This window comes from Klebsiella spallanzanii (genome assembly GCF_902158555.1).
GTDB classification, from domain to species: domain Bacteria; phylum Pseudomonadota; class Gammaproteobacteria; order Enterobacterales; family Enterobacteriaceae; genus Klebsiella; species Klebsiella spallanzanii.
On sequence record NZ_CABGGS010000008.1, the window covers coordinates 20514 to 43078 of the forward strand.

General features: G+C 53.2%; 18 protein-coding genes and 1 pseudogene. 7 read left to right on the forward strand and 12 right to left on the reverse strand.

Features of this window, described 5'->3' with window-relative positions:
* Nucleotides 1-33: 33 nt before the first annotated feature.
* Nucleotides 34-915, forward strand: a complete 882-nt coding sequence (locus tag FN082_RS09855; RefSeq protein ID WP_142981514.1) for a LysR family transcriptional regulator — start codon at nt 34-36, stop codon at nt 913-915.
* A 113-nt stretch (nt 916-1028) separates the two neighbouring features.
* Here the strand turns inward: FN082_RS09855 and FN082_RS09860 are convergent, their stop codons facing one another.
* From FN082_RS09860 to soxR, 4 genes are all read right to left on the reverse strand, one after another.
* A complete protein-coding gene (locus FN082_RS09860; RefSeq protein ID WP_139540848.1) occupies nt 1029-2675 on the reverse strand; it encodes a Na+/H+ antiporter in 1647 nt (548 codons plus the stop codon).
* A 147-nt stretch (nt 2676-2822) separates the two neighbouring features.
* Nucleotides 2823-4172, reverse strand: a complete 1350-nt coding sequence (locus FN082_RS09865; protein WP_139540847.1) for an NCS2 family permease — start codon at nt 4170-4172, stop codon at nt 2823-2825.
* A 388-nt stretch (nt 4173-4560) separates the two neighbouring features.
* A complete protein-coding gene (locus tag FN082_RS09875; RefSeq protein ID WP_142981515.1) occupies nt 4561-5229 on the reverse strand; it encodes a glutathione S-transferase family protein in 669 nt (222 codons plus the stop codon).
* A gap of 258 nt (nt 5230-5487) precedes the next feature.
* Nucleotides 5488-5946 (reverse strand): redox-sensitive transcriptional activator SoxR, encoded by a 459-nt coding sequence (gene soxR / locus FN082_RS09880; RefSeq protein ID WP_004109476.1) that lies wholly within the window; start codon nt 5944-5946, stop codon nt 5488-5490.
* Between the two features lie 85 nt (nt 5947-6031).
* Between soxR and soxS the strand changes: the two genes are divergently transcribed.
* Nucleotides 6032-6361 carry a superoxide response transcriptional regulator SoxS gene (gene soxS / locus FN082_RS09885; RefSeq protein WP_139540844.1) on the forward strand — a complete coding sequence of 110 codons (330 nt, stop codon included), beginning with the start codon at nt 6032-6034 and terminating at the stop codon, nt 6359-6361.
* Here the strand turns inward: soxS and FN082_RS09890 are convergent.
* Nucleotides 6346-7950, reverse strand: a complete 1605-nt coding sequence (locus FN082_RS09890; RefSeq protein ID WP_142981516.1) for an EAL domain-containing protein — start codon at nt 7948-7950, stop codon at nt 6346-6348. The two genes, soxS and FN082_RS09890, sit on opposite strands and share 16 nt — an antisense overlap.
* A gap of 543 nt (nt 7951-8493) precedes the next feature.
* Here FN082_RS09890 and FN082_RS09895 point away from each other — a divergent pair.
* A complete protein-coding gene (locus tag FN082_RS09895; RefSeq protein ID WP_004097808.1) occupies nt 8494-8775 on the forward strand; it encodes a YjcB family protein in 282 nt (93 codons plus the stop codon).
* A gap of 37 nt (nt 8776-8812) precedes the next feature.
* Here the strand turns inward: FN082_RS09895 and FN082_RS09900 are convergent, their stop codons facing one another.
* From FN082_RS09900 to FN082_RS09915, 4 genes are all read right to left on the reverse strand, one after another.
* Complete coding sequence (locus tag FN082_RS09900) at nt 8813-9670, reverse strand: ABC transporter permease (protein ID WP_180349647.1); 858 nt, start codon at nt 9668-9670, stop codon at nt 8813-8815.
* On the reverse strand, nt 9670-10500 hold the full coding sequence (locus tag FN082_RS09905; RefSeq protein ID WP_142462559.1) for an ABC transporter permease: 831 nt from the start codon (nt 10498-10500) through the stop codon (nt 9670-9672). The genes FN082_RS09900 and FN082_RS09905 overlap by 1 nt, the downstream gene beginning before the upstream one ends.
* Nucleotides 10501-10571: 71 nt before the next feature.
* Entirely contained in the window at nt 10572-11711 is a 1140-nt protein-coding gene (locus FN082_RS09910; RefSeq protein ID WP_139540841.1) for an ABC transporter substrate-binding protein, read from the reverse strand.
* 29 nt (nt 11712-11740) lie between these two features.
* Entirely contained in the window at nt 11741-12790 is a 1050-nt protein-coding gene (locus FN082_RS09915; RefSeq protein WP_142981517.1) for an ABC transporter ATP-binding protein, read from the reverse strand.
* Between the two features lie 163 nt (nt 12791-12953).
* On the opposite strand from FN082_RS09915, the gene FN082_RS09920 reads away from it, so the two are divergent.
* The 3 genes from FN082_RS09920 to FN082_RS09930 are packed head-to-tail and all read left to right on the forward strand — an operon-like array spanning nt 12954 to nt 15495.
* Nucleotides 12954-13709 carry an MBL fold metallo-hydrolase gene (locus FN082_RS09920; protein WP_142981518.1) on the forward strand — a complete coding sequence of 252 codons (756 nt, stop codon included), beginning with the start codon at nt 12954-12956 and terminating at the stop codon, nt 13707-13709.
* Nucleotides 13706-14737: a LacI family DNA-binding transcriptional regulator gene (locus tag FN082_RS09925; protein ID WP_142981519.1), complete on the forward strand. Its 1032-nt coding sequence runs from the start codon at nt 13706-13708 to the stop codon at nt 14735-14737. The genes FN082_RS09920 and FN082_RS09925 overlap by 4 nt, the downstream gene beginning before the upstream one ends.
* Nucleotides 14734-15495: an inositol monophosphatase family protein gene (locus FN082_RS09930; RefSeq protein WP_142981520.1), complete on the forward strand. Its 762-nt coding sequence runs from the start codon at nt 14734-14736 to the stop codon at nt 15493-15495. Before FN082_RS09925 ends, FN082_RS09930 begins: the two co-directional genes overlap by 4 nt.
* Nucleotides 15496-15501: 6 nt before the next feature.
* Here the strand turns inward: FN082_RS09930 and iraM are convergent, their stop codons facing one another.
* Nucleotides 15502-15876 (reverse strand): anti-adapter protein IraM, encoded by a 375-nt coding sequence (gene iraM, locus FN082_RS09935; RefSeq protein WP_142462564.1) that lies wholly within the window; start codon nt 15874-15876, stop codon nt 15502-15504.
* A 296-nt stretch (nt 15877-16172) separates the two neighbouring features.
* Nucleotides 16173-18596, reverse strand: a pseudogene (gene bamA, locus FN082_RS09940) (outer membrane protein assembly factor BamA).
* Nucleotides 18597-19306: 710 nt separating this feature from the next.
* Between bamA and FN082_RS09945 the strand changes: the two are divergent.
* On the forward strand, nt 19307-19654 hold the full coding sequence (locus FN082_RS09945; RefSeq protein WP_139540834.1) for a helix-turn-helix transcriptional regulator: 348 nt from the start codon (nt 19307-19309) through the stop codon (nt 19652-19654).
* A 269-nt stretch (nt 19655-19923) separates the two neighbouring features.
* Here FN082_RS09945 and FN082_RS09950 read toward each other — a convergent pair whose 3' ends face one another.
* Nucleotides 19924-22191, reverse strand: a complete 2268-nt coding sequence (locus tag FN082_RS09950) for a TonB-dependent siderophore receptor (RefSeq protein ID WP_139540833.1) — start codon at nt 22189-22191, stop codon at nt 19924-19926.
* Nucleotides 22192-22565: the final 374 nt, after the last annotated feature.

A 22565-nucleotide genomic window follows, 5' to 3' on the forward strand; every position in this document is an offset into this window, starting at 1 on the left:
AAATCATCACAGGTATAGTCTCAGGGAATAATTATGGATATCCGAACGCTGCGTTATTTTGTTGAAGTGGTCCGCCAGCAGAGCTTTACCCGTGCGGCGGAGAAACTGTTCGTCACGCAGCCCACCATCAGCAAGATGCTTAAAAATCTGGAAGATGAGCTGAACTGTACGCTGCTGATCCGCGATGGGCGCAAGCTGTTACTGACCGATACCGGGCGGGTGGTTTTCGAGCGCGGGCAGGCCATTCTTGGCGAATTCCATCAGCTGGAGTCGGAACTGAGCGATATTAATCATCTGCATAAAGGCGTACTGCGTCTGGGGATCCCGCCGATGGTCGGGATGCTGATGGCTGAGCCAATTAGCCACTTTCGCCAGCGCTACTCGGGCGTCGAGCTGAAAATTTCTGAGTTTGGCGGCCTGACCGTGCAGCAGGCGGTAAGCAACGGCGAGCTGGATTTAGCCATGACGGCGCTGCCCGTTGATGAAGCCAGCGGCCTGACCACACTATCGCTGTTCAGCCACCCGCTTTGCGTGCTGACGCCAAGAACGGCGCAGTGGGGAAGCGTCACATCTTTATCGCCAGAAGCGCTCGCAGCGTATCCGCTGGTGATTTACAACGAGGATTTTGCCCTCAGCCAGCAGTTGATGCAGCTATTTGCTCTGCATGAGGTTAAGCCGAGCATCGCCGTGCGCAGCGGGCAATGGGATTTTCTGGCTGCGATGGTGCAGGCGGGGATTGGCGTGGCGATTTTGCCGGAGCCGATTTGCCAGCGCCTTGACCCGCAGAGCTTCTGCTGGATCCCGCTACAGAGCGAGCTACGTTGGGAACTGGGGATGATTTGGCGGGAGGGCGTGTACATGTCGCACAGCGCGCGGGCGTGGCTGGAGTGCAGTAAGGCGTTCTGGCTGGAGTGAGCTCCCGGGTTGCGGCGTAAACGCCTTACCCGGGCTACAGATTCCCAATCGCCTGAGGGACGGTAGCCCGGACAAGGCGCGTCAAGCGCCGCCGCCGGGGAACAGGTACGGCGTTATTGGTCTTCGATAAGCAGCGCTTCCAGCAGGTCAAGATCGTGCAACAGCTTCTGCAGGGTCTCGTTACTGATCTGCCGTGTCGCACGCAGGTGGTACAGCTCCCCGCGCTCTGAGCGCAGCGCCGCCAGGCGGAACCGGCGTTCGAGGCTCTCTTCCAGCATTGAGGTCTCAACGTCATTACGCCCATCGACGCGACGGCGCAGGTTACCAATCACGCGGGAGCTGACCTCGGTCAGCAGCTGATTATCAATATTCTCTTTGGTATCCGCAGCCAGGCGCTCTTCCATTTTCTGAATCGCGACAATCGCCACATCCGCCGTTGCCGCTCGCGCCAGACGCTCCTCTTTGCGCTGCTGCACATGGTCGCTCGACTCGATATGACGCAGCAGAATCGGCAGCACAATCACGCCGACGAACAGAGAGAATAGAATGACCCCAGCGGCAAGGAACACCAGCTCATAGCGCGCCGGGAAGACGTTGCCGTCCGGCAGCAGCAGGGGAATCGACAGCACACCGGCCAGTGTAATCGCCCCGCGCACCCCGGCAACGGAGGAGATCAGCAGCTCGCGCGTGGTCCAGGAGCCAAACTCCATCGGTTTCTTTTTCAGGAAACGCTGGCTCAGCTTGCGCATCGTCCACAGCCAGCCAAAACGCACCAGCATCAGGGCGGCATAAATCAGAACGATATCGGTAAACAGCATCCAGGTTTCGACGTTCGGATCCGCCTCTGCGGCCACCAGCGAGCTGGAGAGAATATCCGGCAACTGCAGGCCCAACAGCAGGAAGACCATGCCGTTAAACACAAACTCCAGCATCGCCCAGGTGCTGTTCGCACGCAGACGCATCGCCAGCGGCGCGCTGCGCATCACCCCGGAACGGGTGATGGTCATCCCCGCAGCCACCGCTGCCAGGATCCCGGAGAAGCCAATATGTTCTGCGATCAGGTAGGATGCGAACGGCAACAGGAACAGCAGCACAATTTGCGTTGCCGGTTCATCGCCGCCCCAGCGGCTGAGGAAGCGCATTGAGCGCCCGTACAGCCAACTGACCACGAAGCCCGCGAGAATACCGCCGACCGCCACCTTGAAAAACTCCACCGTCGCGCCGCCGACGGTAAAGACCATCGTCCCCATCGCCACCGCAACGGCAAACTTCAGGGAGACCAGGCCGGAGGCGTCGTTCATCAACGCTTCGCCCTGCAAAATCCCCATAATTTTTTTCGGAATGCGGCCTTCGCCGACAATCCCTGACAACGCCACGGCATCCGTTGGCGACAGTACCGCCGCCAGAGCGAAGGCCGGAATCAGCGGAATGCCAGGAACGATCCAGTAGATGAGGTAGCCAATACCGACCACCGTCACCACCACCAGCGCCAGCGCCAGACCGAAAATTTCTCGCCCATGCTCAATGAACTCACGGGTCGGCGTCTTCCAGCCATCGGCAAACAGCAGCGGCGGAATAAACAGAACCAGAAAGAGTTCAGGGTCGAATTCGACATGCAATCCGAAGGTCGGCCAGGCCAATAGCGCACCAATACCGATTTGGATTAAGGGTAGTGGAACCTGAAAGGGCAGTACGCGTGTAACCACCCCGGAGAGAGAGACCACGAGGGTCATGATGAGTATGGTAAAAAATATTTCCATGTGTTCCCTGTTTGCTGCGTTTTCTTTTTTTACATCTGAGGCGTCATGTCTCGAAATAATACGCTACTCAGATTAACGCAAAAGGAAACAGGATGTGGCTTAAAAATTAAACGGGCGGCCAAAGCCGCCCGCTGTTAGCAGAAAAAGTTAAATCGCCCAACCGCCAGCGTAGAAAATAACCAGCGCCGCGGCGATGATCACCGTCCCCAGGTTCAGCTTACGCCACTCGCCAGATACCAGTCGGCCAATCACCAGCGCCGCGAAGCCAATCATGATGCCGGTAACGATGTTACAGGTCAGTACGATAAAGACCGCCGTAATCAGCCCCGCCATCGCATCAACAAAGTCGTTGAAGTCGATTTTCGCCACGTTGCTCAGCATCAGCAGGCCGACGTACATCAGCGCCGGAGCGGTCGCATAGGCAGGAACCAGATAAGAGAGCGGAGAGAGGAACAGGATAAGCAGGAACAGCACGCCAACGGTCACCGCAGTCAGGCCGGTTTTGCCGCCAGCCGCCGTACCGGCAGCCGATTCGATATAGACCGCTGCCGGGGCTGCGCCCACCAGGCCGGAGAAGACGCTGCTCAGGGAGTCAGTGGTCAGCGCTTTGCCGCCGTTGATAATCTGCCCGTCTTTATCCAGCAGGTTCGCCTGACCGGCCACCGCGCGGATGGTGCCCGTGGCATCAAACACTGCGGTCATCACCAGCGCCAGCACGCTTGGCAATACAACCGGATTCAGCGCACCCACGATATCCAGGCTACCAATCAGCGAGTTGCCTTGATCATCGCTTAACGATGGCATGGCGAAAATACCGGAGAAGTGGACGTTAGGATCGAAGATCAGGCCGATAATCGACACGCCGATAATCGTCAGCAGGATACCGCCCGGCACTTTCAGTTTTTCAAGACCGATAATTACCGCCAGCCCCACCAGCGACATAATCACCGGGAAACTGTCAAAGTCGCCCAGCGCCACCGGCAGGCCGTCCAGTGGGTTTTTGATAACCAGGCCAACGCCGTTGGCGGCGATCAGCAGCAGGAACAGGCCGATACCAATACCCGTGCCGTGCGCAACGCCCTGCGGCAGGTTACGCAGGATCCAGCTACGAATACCGGTCGCGGAAATGACGGTAAACAGCACGCCCATCAGGAAGACCGCGCCCAGCGCGACCGGAATACTGATCTGCTGGCCCAGCACCAGGCTAAACGCGGTAAAAGCGGTCAGCGAGATGGCGCAGCCAATTGCCAGCGGCAGGTTCGCCCACAGCCCCATCACCAGCGAGCCAACGCCCGCCACCAGACAGGTGGAGACAAATACCGCAGCCGGTGGAAAACCTGCTTTACCGAGCATACCCGGCACGACGATGACGGAGTACACCATCGCCAGGAAGGTGGTAAGACCGGCAACGATTTCCTGACGCACGGAGCTGCCGCGAGCAGAAATTTTAAACCAGGCGTCTAATGAACCGCCGGTACGCGCTGAAGGCGTAGACATAGAAAACTTCCCCTGAGAATTTTTATCGTTCGTCTGAATGCGAGGTGGACCATCCACTGCCAGCTAAACGCGATCTCCTTGTGCTACATCGCAGCGCCAGGGGCTGTGAAAAGCAAACGTTTAACTCCGCGCACACAATACGGTGTGAAGAATGACTTTGCTCCCCCCTGTCAGCAGAGGAAATGATGAGCAAAATAAAAAGGCAAACGATTATCCAGCCTTTAGATGGGCCTTTTCAACTGAAGTTTGTCGTATTTCGCTAAATTTCGCTTATGACGTTCAGGAAATAACCAGCCGATGCGCAAACGTTATCGTCCATGCGCAATCCGGTAACATTTTTGCATTGCGCTGATAGCAATTTTTCCCGGTCATCGGCTTTCGTAATGGTTCACTCACCGGGTAAGGTAAAAGGACCGCCGCGCTCGATCGCCTTCTGCCATGCAGGACGCTGTTCAACGCGCTGGGCCCACTGCGCCAGATGCGGTAAATCCTCCACGCCACCGCGCGCCAGCAGCGCCATTGCCGGAAAGCTCATCTGGATATCCGCCATACTCAGTTCGTCTCCGGCAAACCAGCGCTGGCGGGAAAGGTGCTCTTCAATAAAGCGGGCGTGGGTTTCAACTTGCCGGTTAAGCCATGCTTTTTGCACTCCTTTGCCCAATGCGTTGCCTAAAGTGCGCATGCCGAACGGTACCGGGGGTTTACCGAGGCTGGCAAATACCAGTTTCATCAGCATCAGAGGCATCAACGAACCTTCAGCGTAGTGCAGCCAAAAACGATATTGCAGCTTATCCTCCAACAACTGCGGCCTGAAGCGATGAGCGCTATCGTAGCTTTCCTGCAAATACTCCAGAATAGCGCCGGATTCAGCCAGAATATGGCCGTCATCTTCGACAATCGGTGATTTTCCCAACGGATGAACGCTTTTTAATTCCGCTGGCGCGAGCATGTCTTTCCCGCGCTGATAAGAGACCACCTGGTAAGGCAACTGCAGCTCTTCCAGCGCCCATAACACGCGCTGCGATCGTGACTGATTGAGATGATGTACCGTCAACATGGGCTTCTCCCGCTGTTTGTTCAAATTAACTATAGAAACAGGCGGCGAATGACGGAAATTTTCCGGCAAACCAAAGAGGCAAATTCAGAGAAAAGAGCCACACTTAAGTTGTCGGCACAAGCCGGAACCTCCATCAACACATTGCGCAATACCGAGGGGAGCCGACGTCGGGGGAAACCCTCCTGCAAACTCGCGGGATAGTGCGAAAGACCAAGACCGGAAAACAACTAAAGCGCCCTGTTGTGGCGCTTTAGTTTTTTAGTCCTCCTCCAGCAGCCGCGCGCCGGTTCCCTCTTCACCCAGCTTATCGCCGGGATTACGTAGCGGGCAATCGCGGCGCGACAGGCAGCCGCAGCCAATGCAGCCATCAAGCTGATCGCGCAGCGCAGTCAGGGTATGAATGCGCCGGTCCAGCTCCTCCCGCCACTGGGAAGACAGCATCTTCCACTCTTTGGCGCTGAGGTTATGCCCTTCCGGCAGCACGCCGAATGCATCGCCGATGGTCGCCAGCGGAATGCCAATACGTTGCGCAATTTTAATGATCGCCACCGCGCGAAGGACGTCTCGCCGGTAGCGCCGCTGGTTGCCCGCGTTACGCTGACTGTGAATTAGCCCTTTGCTTTCATAAAAGTGCAGCGCGGAGACGGCCACGCCGGTTCGTTTTGCCACTTCGCCGGGCGTCAGCAGCATTTTGATGCGGGGTGATTTCTTTTCCATAAAAGCGCTTTACCTCAAGTTAACTTGAGGAATTATACTCGCCCGCAGACAAAACGACGAATCGAGAATTGAGAGAGGCCGCTTTATGTCCCATCAGGATATTATCCAAACGCTTATTGAATGGATTGATGAACATATCGATCAACCACTTAACATTGATGTAGTCGCCAGAAAATCGGGATACTCGAAATGGTATCTGCAGCGGATGTTCCGCGCCGTGATGCATCAAACGCTAGGGGATTACATTCGCCAGCGCCGCTTGCTGCTTGCCGCAGAAGCGTTAAGAACGACCCAGCGCCCGATTTTTGATATTGCGATGGATCTCGGCTACGTGTCGCAGCAAACCTTCTCGCGGGTGTTCCGTCGCGAATTCGACCGTACACCTACCGACTACCGCCATCAGATTTCCGCCTGATAACGCTGTTGATAAGGGCAGAGGCTGGTGCGGTCGTTAGCCAGCCATTGCATAAACTCTTGCGGCGGCATCGCCTTCGCGAAGTGCCAGCCCTGGCAATATTGCACGCCTCGCTTTTGTAGCCATGCAACCTGCTCTGCCGTTTCGACGCCTTCCGCAACAATCTTCAAATGCAGGCTGTTTGCCATCTGGATAATATGCTCGGCAATCAGGTGGCTGGTGGTATTGCTCGTTAGCGTATCGACAAAAGATTTATCAATCTTCAGGATGTCGACGTTGAGCGAGTGGAGATTGTGTAGGTTGGAGTAGCCGGTGCCGAAATCATCAATGGCGATCTCGTACCCCACATCGCGGAAAGCCTGAATCACCGGCGTGGTTTTCGGGACGTCAATAAACCCGCGTTCGGTCACCTCAATTTTAATTTGCTCTGCTCTGATCGCGTAGCGGCGGAGCTTCTCGTTGATACTCTCAATCAAGCGTGCTGAATGGAAATCCGAAGCAGAGAGATTAATTGCCACGTACAGCTGCGGGTGCCGGGCCAGAAACTCACCCAGGTCGGAGAATACCTCGTCCACCACGTAGTCCGTGACCTGCGCGATCATCCCTTCGTTTTCCGCCAGCGGAATGAACTCCGCCGGGCTCATCACCGGGCCATCAAAACCCGGCCAGCGCAATAGCGCTTCGGTACCGACGCAGCGGTTATTTTTGATATCCATAACCGGTTGATAGTGCAGGCATAGCTGGCGACGGCTTAACGCTCGCTGCAGCATATTGCGCGGAGAATGATACTGCTGGCGAGTGCGCGACCACACCAGTAAAAGCAATACGCTACAAATCAGCCCTAACGGCAGAGTCAGCGTCGCCTGATTATAAAAATTCTGATAATAGCTGACCCGCGAGGTGGACATAATGACGGCTATCGGGCGAACGGTGGAGTGCGCAATGGTATAAACGCGGCCATCCTGATGAAAAAAAGCCTCTTGCGCGCGAATCAAACGATGCAACTCACCGGAGTCTGCATTCTTGCTAACGGAAAAAAACTGGTTGGTTTTGGTATCAAAAACGCCCCAGGCAAGATCGCGATCGCTGGATATCAATGCGCTGTAAGAGAGCGGATTAATCACCACCACATAATGACCACGCTGCATGTAGTTCATTGCATAGCCAGGATAGAAAGGAGTCTCGCGGTAGTAGTAAATCGCAATATCCGGCTTTTTGGTATACGTTGCGACCGGAATTTGCCACCCGGTCTGGCGGCGTACCGAAGTGGAGCAGAAAAAATGCGTGCCGTTGGCGTAGATTAAATCGTCAACATAAAGCAGGCCGCGAACAATACCGAGCATATATTGCTGATGCTGCGGTGAGCATTTCTCTCCCTGAAACAAACGGGCTTTATCTCGCGCCTCATCGGCTTCCCGGATAACCATCTCCGTTTTTTGCAGCGCCAGTTGAGAAAACAGCCGTAATTGATCGGCGGTTTCCGCTCTCGCGCGAATTTGCGCAAACCACAATGCCAGCATCACCGGCAGCAGAATAACCAGCACGATGCCAAATACTCTTAACGCCTTATGTGACGCGCGATGACTCATTTCCGCTTTTTATCCATGCGATACGCCTTAATCAAGGTGAAAAGCCCCGATGACTCTACCTACTGTGATATGAATCAGGGCAATTCAGCAACCCACACTTTGACGTAAAAACCTCATGACTATGAATCATGAATAATACTGACTTATAGAAGGCTGGAGAAACATTCTCAACATAATGAGATTAGCTCCACTATCTCATTCGGTTTATCCGTATAATTGGCGGGAATAAGTAATAAAATCCGCAGAACATAAACCTTAATAAAAAAGAAATGTGGCTAACAATCGCTTATAATCACACCTCTGAATGAAAGATACCTCCCCCCCTCCTTATTAACCACTTAAATGACAGGGTTAATAAGCGCAAGAAAAGTACTTTTTTTGGCTGGTGAATAAAAGAACAATTGTGATATAGTTCACATTAGTTGATGAAACAAGAACGTTGTTTCATTACTATCTTGTTTGCCTGTAGATAGCCAGAGCACCGTATCATCGTCAGTCTCATCAGGTTGTCAAAGGCTCCCAAATTTCTTTGAGGATAGGTTGATGGCTTCCATTACTACCAGTGTCGTACTTTTGCGCTGGCCACTCGTGAGCGCAGTGCTGATGTTCCTGGCCAGCTCGTTGAACATTCAGCTACGGAAAAGTGATTATGCCGGTTTAGCGGTAATTTGTAGCTGTATGGGCCTGGCTGCGGCCTGCTGGTTCGCCACCGGTCTGTTAGGTATTACGCTGCTGGACGTGGCGAAAATCTGGGGCAATATCAAAGACGTGATGATTGAAGTGATGAGCCAGACCCCGCCTGAATGGCCGATGATGATGACCTGATGTAAAAAAAGCTTCCCACGGGAAGCTTTTTTTACCGCTATTTGCCCATCTTCGACAACATCTCCGGGCGCATAAATTTATGAATCACCAGCATAAACAGCAGCGACGGAACCAGTAAAATCAGCGCCGTAATTGACGATACTTGATAGTTGCCCGACATACTGGCGTTATACAGCAGCAGCGGCAAGGTGGTGATATCCGGCGCGCCGACAAAAAAGGTGCCGGTAAATTCATCCAGCGACTCCAGAAAGACAAAAATACTCGCGGCGATAATTCCCGGCGAGGCCTGGGGTAATACGATGTGCCAAAAAGTGTAAATCGGCCCCGCCCCCAGATTGCGTGAAGCCCTGGCCAGCAGCGGGTCGACCGCCGAAAAAGCCGCCACGCAAATCCACACCGAATACATCAACCCGTGTACGCTGTGCACCAACACGACGCCTGCTATCGTGCCGTTAAGCCCCCATTGATAGAAAAGCCGGGCGATATTCATGTACACCGTCAGGTTAGGGAACGCCTGCGGGATCAGAAACAGCAGCATAAAAAACACCCGCATCGGCATCCCGCGCCTTGAAAGGGCGTATCCCGCCGGGATGGAGATCAGCAGGCATACCAGCACCGATAGCAGCGCGATCAGCACGCTGGTCAGCAGCGATCCGGAAACATCGCTATATGGATTAAATACCTGATACCAATATTTCAGCCCCCACTGGCTGGGTAACGAATGCGGGAAAAACCAGCTCTCCGCCACCGTCCAGATGAGCAAGTTCAGCAGCGGGCCAAACATCGCCAGCAGCATAAAGACCAGCAGTAACGTTTGTAGCGGCAGGCTGGCGCTCAGCTTTCTACGGCCTTTCGCCAGCAGCGTTCCCGATAATGTCATGGTTGCCTCTTTCATTATTCCCCTCCTTTTTGCCGCAGACTATGGCGCAGGTAAAACCACGACAGCGCCCCGCAGATCAGCAGTGATACCACGCCAAGCGCGTTGGCGACGGCGTAATCGCCATAAGAATTAACGCGGAAGGCCATATCCACGGTCATCATCGTCGGCGAACCAACGCCAATCATCAGCGGAACCGACAGCACCGACATCATAGTGACGGTGGAAAGCACCAGCGCCACACCGATAGCAGGCAGCACCTGCGGCAAAATAATGTCGAATAAAATACGCGGTCGCGACGCGCCAAGATTGCGCGCCGCCAGAATCTGCGGTTGTTCCAGCGCCGCCATCGCTCCGCAGATAAGCAGGGTGGCAAACGCCAGCTGCTTCCAGACAAAAGTGATAATAATCCCCTTCCAGCCCAGCCAGGAGACGGTCTCCAACGGAGTGATGAGGTCAGTTGCCACCAGCGCGTTGTTCATCAAGCCGTTTTTGGCCAGAAAGGTACGCATCATCTGCGCGGCGACGATAAAAGGGATAAACAGCGGCAGGCGATACAAAAACCCCAGCATGCGGACAATCGGTCGACAGGGTGATAGCGTAATCACTGCCGAAAGGGTAATAGAGAGAACCGCCAGCAGCGCCACGGAGGCGAGCACAATAATCAGCGTAAACAGAACGTCGCTGGAATAGAGCGTATATACCTTACTGAAGTGGGCCAGCGTGAGGCGCTGCGCGTCGTCAGTAAAAGCGGCGATCAGCGAAAAGCCCAGCGGATATAAAAAGAGCACGGCGATCATAAGCGCGGCCGGAGCGACCAGCAGCAGATATTTCAGCGAAGTACGCATAGCAAACCTGGCGTCAGCAACAAGAAAAAGCTCAGGGCAACATCGCATCGCGCCTGAGCAGCAGCAGTCAATTAATTGGCGACCTGGCTTTCATAGCCTTCTTTGATGTCGTCAAAATATGACGTAATCGGGAAGCTCTTGCCGTATTCCGCCAGCGCCTGCGGCGAAATTTCAGCAAACAGTTTTTGCCAGGTCTGACCATCAAGCTTCGGCTTCACGTGTTCGGCGTCAATACCTGGATACCAGTTAAACTGCTTCACGATCCCCTGCGCCTGCACTTCCGGGCTGGTCGCCAGTTCGATAAACTCACGCGCCAGCTGCGGGTTCGCCGCCTTCGCCGGGGTCACGTAGTACATCGGTTGACCCGGCATTCCCGGCGCCAGCAGAGACAGCTTAATCGACGGCGGCAGCTTGCCCTGATCTTTCCAGCTATAGAACATATCCACCCACACCGGCCCCATCATGATTTCGCCGCGGCTCAGCATATCGAGCGTCCCGGCATTACCCGGCGTGAAGGTGACGTTCTTATTAAACGCTTTCAGCTTCTCGTAAGCCTGCCCCCAATTTTTCTCAACGCCTTTATCGTACGGTAGAGAAGACAAGCGCTGGGCATCGGTACCGTAGGCATATATCCAGCCCACCACAAAGCTGACGCCGGACATGCCGTTTTTAATACCGTTGTAACCAAAGGCCTGCGGATTTTTTTGCGCCCAGCTCACCAGCTCATCGTAGGAAGCCGGAGGCGTTTTAATGGCATCACTATTCCAGGCAATGGCGGTCTGGCTTAAAAACATCGGCATAACGTAGCCGTCGACGTTCACCCCAAGGGCGTTTTTCGCGTTGTCGGCAGTCACCATTGAGCCGGTCTTAATCTGCTGGCGATACTTCTCCAGCAGCCCCTTTTCCACCAGCTCGCCACCGGCTTTCTGATGCACCACCGCCACATCAATATCCCAGGTTTGCGCACCGCTCTCTTTCTGCGCCGTCAGCTTCTCAATGATTTTATTCGACCCCGCGTCTCCCGGACCGGTGCCGACGACCTGAACTTTGACTCCCGGATGCGCCGCTTCAAACTTCGGCCCCAGCCAGGTTTTGACGTAATCCACCATATTCTGATCCCCCGCCGTAGCGACGTGAAGAACGGTGTCGGCCTGCGCGCCGCAGCTCAGAAATAATGCAATCACTACCGCAGTTTTCGTTTTCGTAAACATGGTCTATCCCCAGAATGAACGCGATGAAGTTAATGGGCTTGTGATGAAGGAAAAATATGCAGTGCGGGCGCCGGGACATGTAGCCTGACCGGCGTGCTGGCTGGCCAGCAGTGCGCAGAATCCGCCAGCAGGACGCGATCGTGACAACGCACGCTATGGCGATATAAGTTGCCGAGAAAAGCGCTTTGCTCAACGATGCCGTTCAGCGTTAACCCCTCCGGCGCGGCGCTCTCAGATAATTCTCCGAGCGCGGCATCGGCGCTACGAAAATAAAGAATACGGTCGTTAAAATGCTCGGCGGAATATTGCCCGGCGGCGCGTAAATACATCCCTTCGACGGCAAAGAGTTCGCTGGCGGGAATTTTATTATCTGCCCCCATAAAATCGGCGACAAAAGGCGTGGCCGGGCGCTGATAAATATCCTCTGGCGAACCTATTTGCTCAATACGACCGTTATTTAATACCGCGATGCGGTCGGCCATGACCAGCGCCTCCTGCTGATCGTGAGTGACGATTAACGAGGTAAAGCCAAGTCTTTTTTGCAGCGCTTTGATTTCGTGGCGTACGTTAAGTCGCACTTTTGCATCAAGATTCGAGAGCGGTTCATCCAGCACCAGTACATCCGGTTCTATCGCCAGCGCGCGGGCCAGGGCCACCCGCTGACGCTGTCCGCCGGAGAGTTCGGTCACCTTGACGTCCGCCAGACCGTTGAGGTTGACGATGTTGAGCAGTTCCGCCACCCGGCGGTCAATATCGTCGCGCCGCCATTTGCGCAGCTTCAGACCGTAGCCAATATTGCGCGCTACCGTCAGATGCGGCCACAGGGCATAGCTTTGGAACACCATGGTGATATTGCGCTGCTCCGGCGCGCTATGAGAAATATCGCGTCCGGCAACAGCAATATCTCCTGTCTGCGTCGGAATAAACCCGCAAAGCGCGTTCAAAAGCGTTGTTTTCCCGCAACCGGAAGGACCCAGCAGGGCAATCATTTCCCCTTTCTCAACGCTCAGATCGATATTATGCAAAACGACTTTATCGCCGTAGCTAATTTTTAGCCGGGAGATCTGTAAATAGCTCATATTCGATACCCAAAAATCTCTGTATCTGCATTTTCATTACCAGATGAACACGTGTTCATCTGAATGTAAAAAAAATGCAACGTTGACTCGACATGATGTGAGCCTACTTTGTCGGGTATTTGTGACAATTTAATTAAGCATCCTAAAATTTCGGCGAGGGAAAATGAAAATAGATGTTCTTGGCTGCGGTAGCGCCTTCTCCAGCGAGCAAAACACCTCTGCGCTACGTATTATCGATGATGCAAACCGGCAGTGGTTAATTGATTGCGGCCCCACAATCCCTCGGGCGCTGTGGCGGCGCGGCGGCGATATCAACGAGATTGACGTTATCTATTTCACCCACGTTCACCCGGACCACTGCACCGGCCTGACGGCGCTGCTCAACTACTGGAAGAGTTTTTCCCGCCAGAAGCCGCTGATTATCTACAGCCAGCCGCAGCAGCGTCCGGTCCTGATGCAGTTGGCAGCGCTGGCAAACTGGCCGCAAACAACGTTGTGTTTTGCCATCGACTGGCGTGACAGCGCAGAGGCCTGGACGTGGCATGACTGGCATATTCAGACTGCACAAACGCAGCATGAGCTGACCAATCGCGCCATTCGTATCACCTTCGGCGGGCAAACCCTGTTCTACAGCGGTGATGGTCGCCCGACGCCGGATTCCATTGCGCTGATGGCAGGGGCCGATTTGGCATTTCAGGAGTGCGCCTCGCTGACCCCGCTGGCCGATGACGCCTCGCACGGCGATTTCCCTTCATGCCTGGCGCTATTCCAGCAGCTCAATTTGCGTACGATGGGGCTCTACCACTGCTACGATACGATATTGCCCGCGCTGAAATCCGCCTGCCTGCCATGGGAAGGATTGTTCGTTAGCCACGACGGCCTGCAGTATGAGCTCCATCATTCGGAACGCCCAATATGACTTCGTTGCCGCGTAAACAGAGTATTACCGCGCAGGATGTCGCCCAGCGTGCGGGGGTCTCACGGGCGGTGGTTTCCCGCGCCCTGAGCAATAACGGCAGCATCTCTCCCGATACCAGAGAACGCGTACTGCGCGCGGCCGAAGAGCTGGGATACCAGGTCAATTTCCTCGCCCAAGGGCTGAACCGCCGACGGAGCCACCTGATCGGTGTGATCGTCTCCCGTATCAGCGATCCTTTTCGCAGTAGCCTGCTCGATGAACTGCTCAGCGAGATCCAGCGCCGCGGTTTTCAGGCGCTGGTGAGCGAGATCCGCAGCGAACAGGATCTGGCGCATACCCTGCGCCAGTTCGCCCAGTTCCGCGTTTCCGGCGTCATCGTCACCTCCGGGCAGCCGCCGGAATCGCTGGTTAACGAGTGCGTCCAGCAGCAAATCCCGGTAGTCGGCATCAACCGTCAGCCCAATATTCCCTGCGTTGATTATGTTTGTTCTGACAATGCCGCCGGTGCCACTCTTGCCGCTGAGCAGTTGGTTCACGCTGGCTGTCGGCATTTTGGCTGGCTCAATCACCCTCATTCAACCTGGGCCGGGCGAACGCGTGGCGACGCATTTTCTCAGGCGCTGCTGGCACTCGGCGTCGACACTCAACGCCATTTACATCCTCTTTTGGCGCCGGTTGAGGGCTACGAAGGCGGCTTCCAGGCCGCCGCCAGCGCTGAAGACGCGCCGGAGGGTATTTTCTGCGCTAATGCCCAACTGGCCTGCGGTTTCCTCGACGGTATGCGCCAGCGCGGCAAGCAGGCTCCCGACGATTTTCAGCTCATTGGCTTTGACAATACGCCGCAAACGGCGCAATACAGTTATCAGCTCAGCACCTTGCACCAGGACGTTGCGGAGATTTCCCGCCAGGCCTTAACGCGCCTGCTGGAGCGGGCCAGCGATCCTTTACAACCTTCGCGCACCACATGGGTGGGCGTACAGTTAATTCATCGGCGCACGTCGCCATCAACCGATAAGAGCAGGCCATGACGGAAGAACAACAGCAGTCATTATGCGAATTGATTCGCCAGTTGGGTGCGCAGGCACAAGCGCTGCGCGATGCGGGGTTACAGATAGATAAAAAAGCGCGTCAGGATTTTGTCTCGCAGGCCGATCTGTTCGTGGAGAAAGAGATAAAGTCCTGGCTGAAAACTCACTGCCCGCAGGATGGTTTTCTCGGCGAAGAGAGTGGGCTGGAAAGCGGTGAGCAAGGAACCTGGGTACTCGACCCCATCGACGGAACCACTAACTACATTCAGGGGATGGACTACTGGTGCATCTCTCTGGCTTATGTACGGCAAAACACGCTTGAGCTGGGGATTATTTATGCCCCTGATCGTCATGAGTTTTTCTTTGCCCGCCGTGGTAAAGGAGCCTTTCTTAACGACCAGCGCCTGACGTTACGCGAACCGGATCCGGAAACCGTCGTCATTGGTATGGGTCGCTCCAGCCGCGCGCCCGCGGAAAACTATACCCGAGCCCTCACTCGCGTCATCAACGCGGGAATGGAGTACCGTCGTTTTGGCGCAGGAGCGTTAATGCTGGCCCACGTTGCAACCGGCCAGGTACACGCCTATTACGAAGAGCATATGAATAGCTGGGATGCGCTGGCAGGAATGCTGCTGATCGTCGAAGCGGGCGGTGCCAGCAATAACTTTCTCGCCGATGATGGCCTGCTGAACGGCAATCTGGTGCTGGCCGGATGCGCCGGTGTTCAGGCGCGGCTTTCCGCTCTGCTGCCCGCATAGCCTGCATTACGCACAGCGCTGTCCTGACGACTGCCATATTGCTCCACGAGGAAAGTCGTTCGGGCAGCGCTTTATCGCACAGTGTTCCTGGTAAGAACAGGCTTCTGCCGTCGTAGCGGTGGAATGGTACGGACAGGATGGCCGCTCACGCAGCTTTTCCCACTGCGCCTCATCGTATCGCGTGATGTTATAAACCTTTACCGCATGATATTGCTCGTTAATTAAAACGCTGGAGGAGTAGAGTTTCATCGACTCTCCCGGCAGTAATAAAATATCGGCTTCATACCAAAGAATAAACTTTAAAAAACGCAGGCTGGAGATTGAGGAAAAAGCCACGCCGGAATGCGGGCAGACAAGAGTATTATGAATAGTCCATTTCATTTTCTATCCTTGCTTCTATCCATGCATGTATTGCTGATAAATGACTCTATATTGATAGCATCCATTATAGCCAACCGCAAGGTCGCCGATTAATAATGTGACATTAGACAATACTCAACATAAATTATACTCACTAAGACGTACAATGAATATTGAGCTCTAATAATTAATAGTTAACTATAATACCCCAAAGCCGCACAGGCAAAGAATATACATAAACAACAATATATTGACAATAAATTACAGGCTACCAACAACGATAACCTGTAATATTCTCTGGATAATAACCTGAGGCACTACCAGGTTTTGCCGATATTAAACTGAAACTGCTCGGCTTTATCGCCATCGTATTTTTTAAACGGCTCTGCCCATGAGAATACCATCGGACCTAACGGCGACATCCATTGCACCGCAATCCCGGCGGACATACGAATATGCGACGGATCGCCATAATCCGGGATCCCCGCCGCCAGCGTCTGACCGGTATTTTGCCATGAGGTACTCCATACTGTACCGGCATCAAGGAATAGCGACGTCCGCAGGCTATCGGCGTATTTGTCATTCACAAACGGCGTCGGCACAATAAACTCGCTGTTCAGTACCGCCATCGCGTTACCACCAACCGCATCGGATGAAGAGTCCAGCGGGCAGGTGCTGTAGCTGCTTTCAGAACCATTACAACGATAATAAGCCGCTTTCGGGCCAATCGTATTCGATGAAAATCCACGAACCGACGATGAGCCACCAGCATAGAAATTATCGTAAAATGGCACCGATTTGCCGTTCAACCCATCGGCATATCCCGCGCGCAGGTGCTCCATCCACACCCAGCTTTTGTTTTCGTTCAGCGGCAAATACTGCGTGGTATCAAAAGTAACTTTGTAATAGCTGTTATCCGAGCCGGGTACCGTGACCTTGCCGGTCAGGCTGCTCTTATTCCCTGCACGCGGGAAGAAGCCGCGGTCCAGATCGTTATAGCTCCAGCCGATGCTGGCAAAATAGTCATTAGCGCTGTAGGTTGCGCCGCTATCACCATCCTTGGTCACCACGTTGGGGTAAATACCCCGTGAGTTAAGATAGCTCTAGGTCGTCAGTTCCGGGTCCATATTCGTCAGGCGGTTATGAACATAATCCACGCCCAGATTGAGGGAGTTGTTCTCACTAATCGGGAATCCTAGCGTACTGCCAACGCCGTAGCTTTGTTGGTTGTAGCTGCCGGTATCGGCATCGGAGGCGTCGTAGCTGTTGTAGAAGATTTTCCCGCCAAGGCTGACGCCATCCACGGTGAAATAAGGGTTCGTCGCCCCCAGTTCAAGATAAGACTGGTAGCTATTGCGCGTGCCGTTGAAGCTAACGCTATTGCCGGTGCCCAGCCAGTTATCCTGGGTGACGCCAAGCTGGTAGCTCACGCCGCTGTCGGTACCGAAGCCGAGACCAACGTTGAAAGAGCCGGTATTACGTTCCTTCACCTTATAGACCACGTCCACCTGATCCTGGCTACCGCTTACCGGGATGATTTGCTTATCGACGGTTTCAAAAAACCCGGTGCGATCCAGCCGCGTTTTTCCCTGTTCAACTTTTTCATCATTCAGCCACGCCCCTTCCATTTGACGCATTTCGCGGCGTAGCACTCTATCGCGGGACGTATCATTGCCTTCAAAACGGATCTGACGTACCGAGTAACGGCGTCCGGCATTAACATTGATATGCAAAACCACGTTTTTTTTCGCATCATCAATATCCGGCGCGGTGTTAACCTGCGGCCAGGCATAGCCATATTTTCCCAGCAGCGACTTAATATTGTTCTCTACCGCCGTGATTTCTGCACCACTATACCATTTTCCCGCTAATGGATTTACCAGCACCTCAACTTCCTGGTTATGCTGCGCCATATCACCGGTCAGCATCGTGCTGGCGACTTTATAACGTTCGCCTTCGACAACATTAATAGTGATATACAGTGACTTCTTATCTGGTGTGATACTGACCTGGCTAGAGTTAATAGCAAACCGCGCATAGCCGCGATCGAGATAATAGCTGCGAATAGTTTCAAGATCCGCCGCCATCTTTTGCTTTTGATATTTTTTATCGCCAATGACGTTCCACCACGGAACGCTATCGCGCAACTGTAGCTGGTCCAGCAAAGTTTCTTCACTAAAAGCCTGGTTGCCAATAATATTAATTTGCGCGATTTTTGCCGAGACGCCTTCCTGAAAAACAAAGGTTAAATCAACGCGATTACGCGGCAGCGGTGTGACAACGGCATGAACCTGGGCGCTGTATTTCCCGACGCTGTAATAGAAATCCTGTAACCCTTTTTCTATTTCCGTTAGCGTGTTGCGATCCAGCGAGCTGCCTTCCTCTATGCCAGTGGCGGCCAGATTTTCCTTCAGGGCATCATCTTTAACCGATTTATTTCCGGAAAAACTAATTTTAGCGATAGTTGGCCGCTCCTTTACCTGCACCACCAGCGTACTGCCATCTCGCAGGATCTGCACATTTTCAAAATTACCGCTGGCGTACAAGGCACGAACCGAGTCACTGATATCCTCATTGGAGACCTCTTCCCCCGTATGAACAGGCATACTCAATAGCGCAGCGCCGACGGTAACGCGCTGCAGCCCCTCAAAACGAATGTCATCGACCGTATATGAGGTTGATGCATAAAGCGTTACAGGAGAAATCAATAGACCGGCGATGATACTCGTTTTCTTTAGCATGGAGGTGTCGTCTAAAAGATATTTGGCAATAGCAGATACCTGCTGGGAATAACAGTGTTCTTTCCGGCGGACAGAATATGACGTAACCTGAAATAACCTGAACGAGGCGCAGAATTGCACGCAATTATGACGAGAAAATGGAGAAAAAGTGGATGTTCGAGAATGTTCAAAAAAATTATTTTTAACGGAACCTTCCTTTAAAAACCAAGTCAGATAAGCATTTACTGGCAACATCAATGTTATTCATCCTTTCTGTTTTTTTAATTAAAAAAACAAAAAGCCCCCTTTCTCATTGGTTGAAAGGGGGAAAAGATCTTGTTAGGAATGATGCTCTCTGGGATAGACCAGGAACAGGGAGAAATTAACCTATAATCCCGTAGATAAAATGAAGAAATATTGAATATACCCTAAATAATTCGAGTTGCAGGACAAGGCACTCGTGCTTTGAACAGCGCTTGCGCTGGCCCCGAAGGGGCGAGGCCGCAGGCCGAGTAACGCGGCGACGCAGTGAGTTCCCAGGAGCTTACTCCAGTAAGTGACTGGGGTGAGCGACAAATCTGTCTGGAACAGATTTGAACGCCGTATCCCGGCGGCCCGAAGGGCGAGGCTCATGAATGAGCCGAGTAACAAAGCCAACGCACAAGCAACTTGAAGTATGACGGGTATAATTATGCAGCCCGGTTCCCATAGTGATGAAATGAGTAGATATCATGCCGCGAAATAAAATTCAGCTTTCGGTGCTTAACGAGCTGGTGCAATGGATAAAAAATAACCTTGAGAAGAAGCTCACGATGAATGCGCTGAGCCTGTTTTCTGGTTACTCGGAGTGGCATCTGTTTCGCCTTTTTCGCCACTATTTTAACATGTCACCAATGGAATATATTCGCCAGCAGCGGATGCGCTTATCCCTTGATTTATTAAAGGTTAAACCTGCTTTTCGCATCGTCGATATTTGTATTATGGCCGGCTACGAAGATATCAGCGCCTTTAACCGCACCTTTAAGAGGTATTATACCGTAACGCCAAGCCAGTTCCGCAGAAATCTGAGTATAACCTGATGAGGCTCCCCCTCCTCCGCATTGCTGCGGTTGGGAATGGGAGGGGGAAGAGGGACGACTTTAGAATGGAAATGGCAGGATGCCACTGTTAATCGTTTCCGGGATCAAGCAGACCCGATCAACAGGAACCAGTGTAAGCTGCTAAGTTGAATTAATTGTGTAGAGCCTATGGAGATTTTGTCATCATTTATATCAGCAACAATGTTACCCAAGCACTAAAATAAACCAGCCGGAATAGTCAAATATCCCGACTGGTGATTAACGGATAATTAGAAGTGCGTATTCACGCTGACATAAAACGTCCGTCCCGACTCATTATAGGTCTCTGCGCCTGCACCATACAGATAAGCGCCGGTCGTCGAGTTCCCCGTCGTCTGCGCATTACCGGCGCGGTAGTGGCGAATATCAAACAGATTATCCACTCCGCTGGTCAGGCTCAGGTTTTTATTTACATCCCAGGTCGCGCTAAGCCCGACAATGCTGTATGGACTCACTTCATTCAGCTCACTGCCGGACACGGCTTCACCCTTATAATTGAAGCGCTTCGGTTTCTGACGACCGTACCAGGTGAAGGTGCTCTGCAACGAGAGATCGTCGCGCACCTGCCAGCTAACGGTCGAGTTGAGCGTAAACTGCGGGATCACCGACAGGCGATCGCCAGTGGTCTTGTTCTTACTTTGCAGCATCCACGTCAGGTTGTTGCTCCAGTTAACCGTTTCACTCACCGGCAGGTTTAACGATCCTTCCAGCCCTTCAACCAGCGCCTTCGGTACGTTTTCCCACTGATAAATATTGGTGGTGCCGTTACTGGCCGTACTCACCGCCGAGTAGCCGGATTCTATCTTGTTGTGGTAGTCGTTACGGAAGTAAGTCAGCCCAGCCTGATAGCCGTCATGCTTGTACTCAAGGCCAATCTCTTTATTGACGCTGGTTTCTGCCTTCAGATCACTGTTTCCCATCAGGTAGCAGGCTGAGCTGCTGGCATAGCAGCCCTGACCGTTGCTGTACAGAATATAGTTCGGGTTAAGCTGGTAAAGATTCGGCGCTTTATAGGCACGGGCGATACCCAGTTTCAGCGTCCAGTCATCCGACAGCCCCTGCGACAGGTTCAGCGACGGGCTCCAGTTATTACCGACAATGCTGTGGTGGTCAAAACGCAGGGCTGGCGTCAGCATCGTGCTGTCGGTCAGCGCAATATTGTCTTCGGTAAACAGCGAGAAAATCTCGGCGCTGGAATATGGGCTGCGCCCGGTTGCTGAGATGCCGTCGATAGAGCCATAAGAAAGAGACTGAGTGGTCGACACGCCATCTTTCATTCGCTGCTGGTTCCACTCGGTGCCCAGCGTCAGATTCTGTTCGACCCCGAGGGTAAACGGAATATTCACCTCGCTGTGCAGCAGTACATCTGACAGGTCGATATCCGAAAATTCGCTGCTGGAGAAGATCCCTTCCGTCCCGCCAGCCAGCCCCTCGTTCATTCGCGAATTGCGGGTATGTTCATACTGAGCGTAGGTGTTGCTGGTCACGCCGTTATCCCAGCCGCCGGTCCACGTCACCCCGTAAGTCTGGCGATAGAGGCGGTTAGTCTCTTTGCCGTACATACTTTTCACCAACGTGCTGGTGTTAGTATTTTGCGTATCGCCAGCATACAGATTGCCCTGGCGGCTGTAGCCGGTTTCAAACTCCAGCGCCTGCATCGGCGCAAACTCCCAACGCAGCTTACCGTGGATATCTTTGTTCACAACGCCTTCGCGCCCTGCCGGATAAGAACCCGCATAGCTACCGGTTCGGGCAGCTTCATGGCCAGAGTTGATGTCCTGGGCATCGGCCTGAGTTTTGCTCAGATTTCCCCATAAATTAAAGCTGACCTCATCCGACAGCGGGCCGTTAAGGCTGAAGTTCGTACGCTTCGTCGACCCCTCTTTACGGTGCTGAGGAGCGTTCATATAGGTATTCCAGGAACCGTGCCACTCGCTGCTCGCCGGTTTAGTAACGATATTGACCACCCCGCCCATCGCGCCATTGCCGTAACGAGCCGCCGCAGGGCCACGAATCACATCAATATGGTCGATCATTTCCGCCGGAACCCAGCTGGTATCACCACGAGTATCGCGGTCGCCACGCCAGCCATAGCGTACGGAGTTACGGCTGGTCACTGGCTTACCATCGACCAGAATCAGAGTGTTTTCCGGCCCCATACCGCGTATATCGACCTGGCGGTTATTGCCGCGCTGACCACTGGTGGAGTTACCGGTAAGATTGACGCCCGGCTGGGTACGAATAAGTTCGGAGACATCGCGTGCAGGCGGGTGTTTACGGATTTCCTCAGAGGTAATGGTCGATACGCCAGGGGCTTGCAGAGTCTGCGCCGCTGCGGTAACTACCATCGTTTCGTCGTTATTTGCCGCGGCAGTCGCCGTATCGGCTTTCTTCGTTTCATTGGAAGTGCTACCGTCAGCGGCCTGCGCTGGCAGCGTCACTCCCCAGATAGCCATATGGATCAGCACGGCCAGCGAGTAGTGTGAATAATGTTTCATGGAATATGCCCTGTTTTCTTTTTTGCTGTCGGGGCACGCCTTCTTCATCAGTCAGATAAACAACGGTAATGACTTCCATGCATAGGGCAACGTCTCTGGTTTTGGCGTAGCAAAGCCTTCCCGTTTAAATATCGGGGTAGCAATAAAAATTTAGCGACCAAAATAGATCTATTGCACTGGCAAAAAAAGAAGAAATAAACGCGCCACGCTATTCTTTGATAGCGTTCGCCGAACAGCAGCAATAGGATTATTGTGCCACATAACGTTATTAGAAATGAGATTTATTATCAAGTTGATATTTATTTATCTGGCAAATGAATTAAAATAAACCAACAAAAACAGATAGATAATAAAAATAAACAAGATTTTAATTC

Bases quoted from the DNA above. Each gene is read 5' to 3' on its own strand.
- FN082_RS09915 (WP_142981517.1), bottom strand. From the start codon at position 12,790: ATGAGCTATTTACAGATCTCCCGGCTAAAAATTAGCTACGGCGATAAA.
- FN082_RS09875 (WP_142981515.1), bottom strand. From the start codon at position 5,229: ATGTTGACGGTACATCATCTCAATCAGTCACGATCGCAGCGCGTGTTA.
- FN082_RS09855 (WP_142981514.1), top strand. From the start codon at position 34: ATGGATATCCGAACGCTGCGTTATTTTGTTGAAGTGGTCCGCCAGCAG.
- FN082_RS09925 (WP_142981519.1), top strand. From the start codon at position 13,706: ATGACTTCGTTGCCGCGTAAACAGAGTATTACCGCGCAGGATGTCGCC.
- FN082_RS09895 (WP_004097808.1), top strand. From the start codon at position 8,494: ATGGCTTCCATTACTACCAGTGTCGTACTTTTGCGCTGGCCACTCGTG.
- FN082_RS09860 (WP_139540848.1), bottom strand. From the start codon at position 2,675: ATGGAAATATTTTTTACCATACTCATCATGACCCTCGTGGTCTCTCTC.
- FN082_RS09900 (WP_180349647.1), bottom strand. From the start codon at position 9,670: ATGAAAGAGGCAACCATGACATTATCGGGAACGCTGCTGGCGAAAGGC.
- soxS (WP_139540844.1), top strand. From the start codon at position 6,032: ATGTCCCATCAGGATATTATCCAAACGCTTATTGAATGGATTGATGAA.
- FN082_RS09945 (WP_139540834.1), top strand. From the start codon at position 19,307: ATGCCGCGAAATAAAATTCAGCTTTCGGTGCTTAACGAGCTGGTGCAA.
- FN082_RS09890 (WP_142981516.1), bottom strand. From the start codon at position 7,950: ATGAGTCATCGCGCGTCACATAAGGCGTTAAGAGTATTTGGCATCGTG.
- FN082_RS09910 (WP_139540841.1), bottom strand. From the start codon at position 11,711: ATGTTTACGAAAACGAAAACTGCGGTAGTGATTGCATTATTTCTGAGC.
- iraM (WP_142462564.1), bottom strand. From the start codon at position 15,876: ATGAAATGGACTATTCATAATACTCTTGTCTGCCCGCATTCCGGCGTG.
- FN082_RS09905 (WP_142462559.1), bottom strand. From the start codon at position 10,500: ATGCGTACTTCGCTGAAATATCTGCTGCTGGTCGCTCCGGCCGCGCTT.
- FN082_RS09920 (WP_142981518.1), top strand. From the start codon at position 12,954: ATGAAAATAGATGTTCTTGGCTGCGGTAGCGCCTTCTCCAGCGAGCAA.
- soxR (WP_004109476.1), bottom strand. From the start codon at position 5,946: ATGGAAAAGAAATCACCCCGCATCAAAATGCTGCTGACGCCCGGCGAA.
- FN082_RS09950 (WP_139540833.1), bottom strand. From the start codon at position 22,191: ATGAAACATTATTCACACTACTCGCTGGCCGTGCTGATCCATATGGCT.
- FN082_RS09865 (WP_139540847.1), bottom strand. From the start codon at position 4,172: ATGTCTACGCCTTCAGCGCGTACCGGCGGTTCATTAGACGCCTGGTTT.
- FN082_RS09930 (WP_142981520.1), top strand. From the start codon at position 14,734: ATGACGGAAGAACAACAGCAGTCATTATGCGAATTGATTCGCCAGTTG.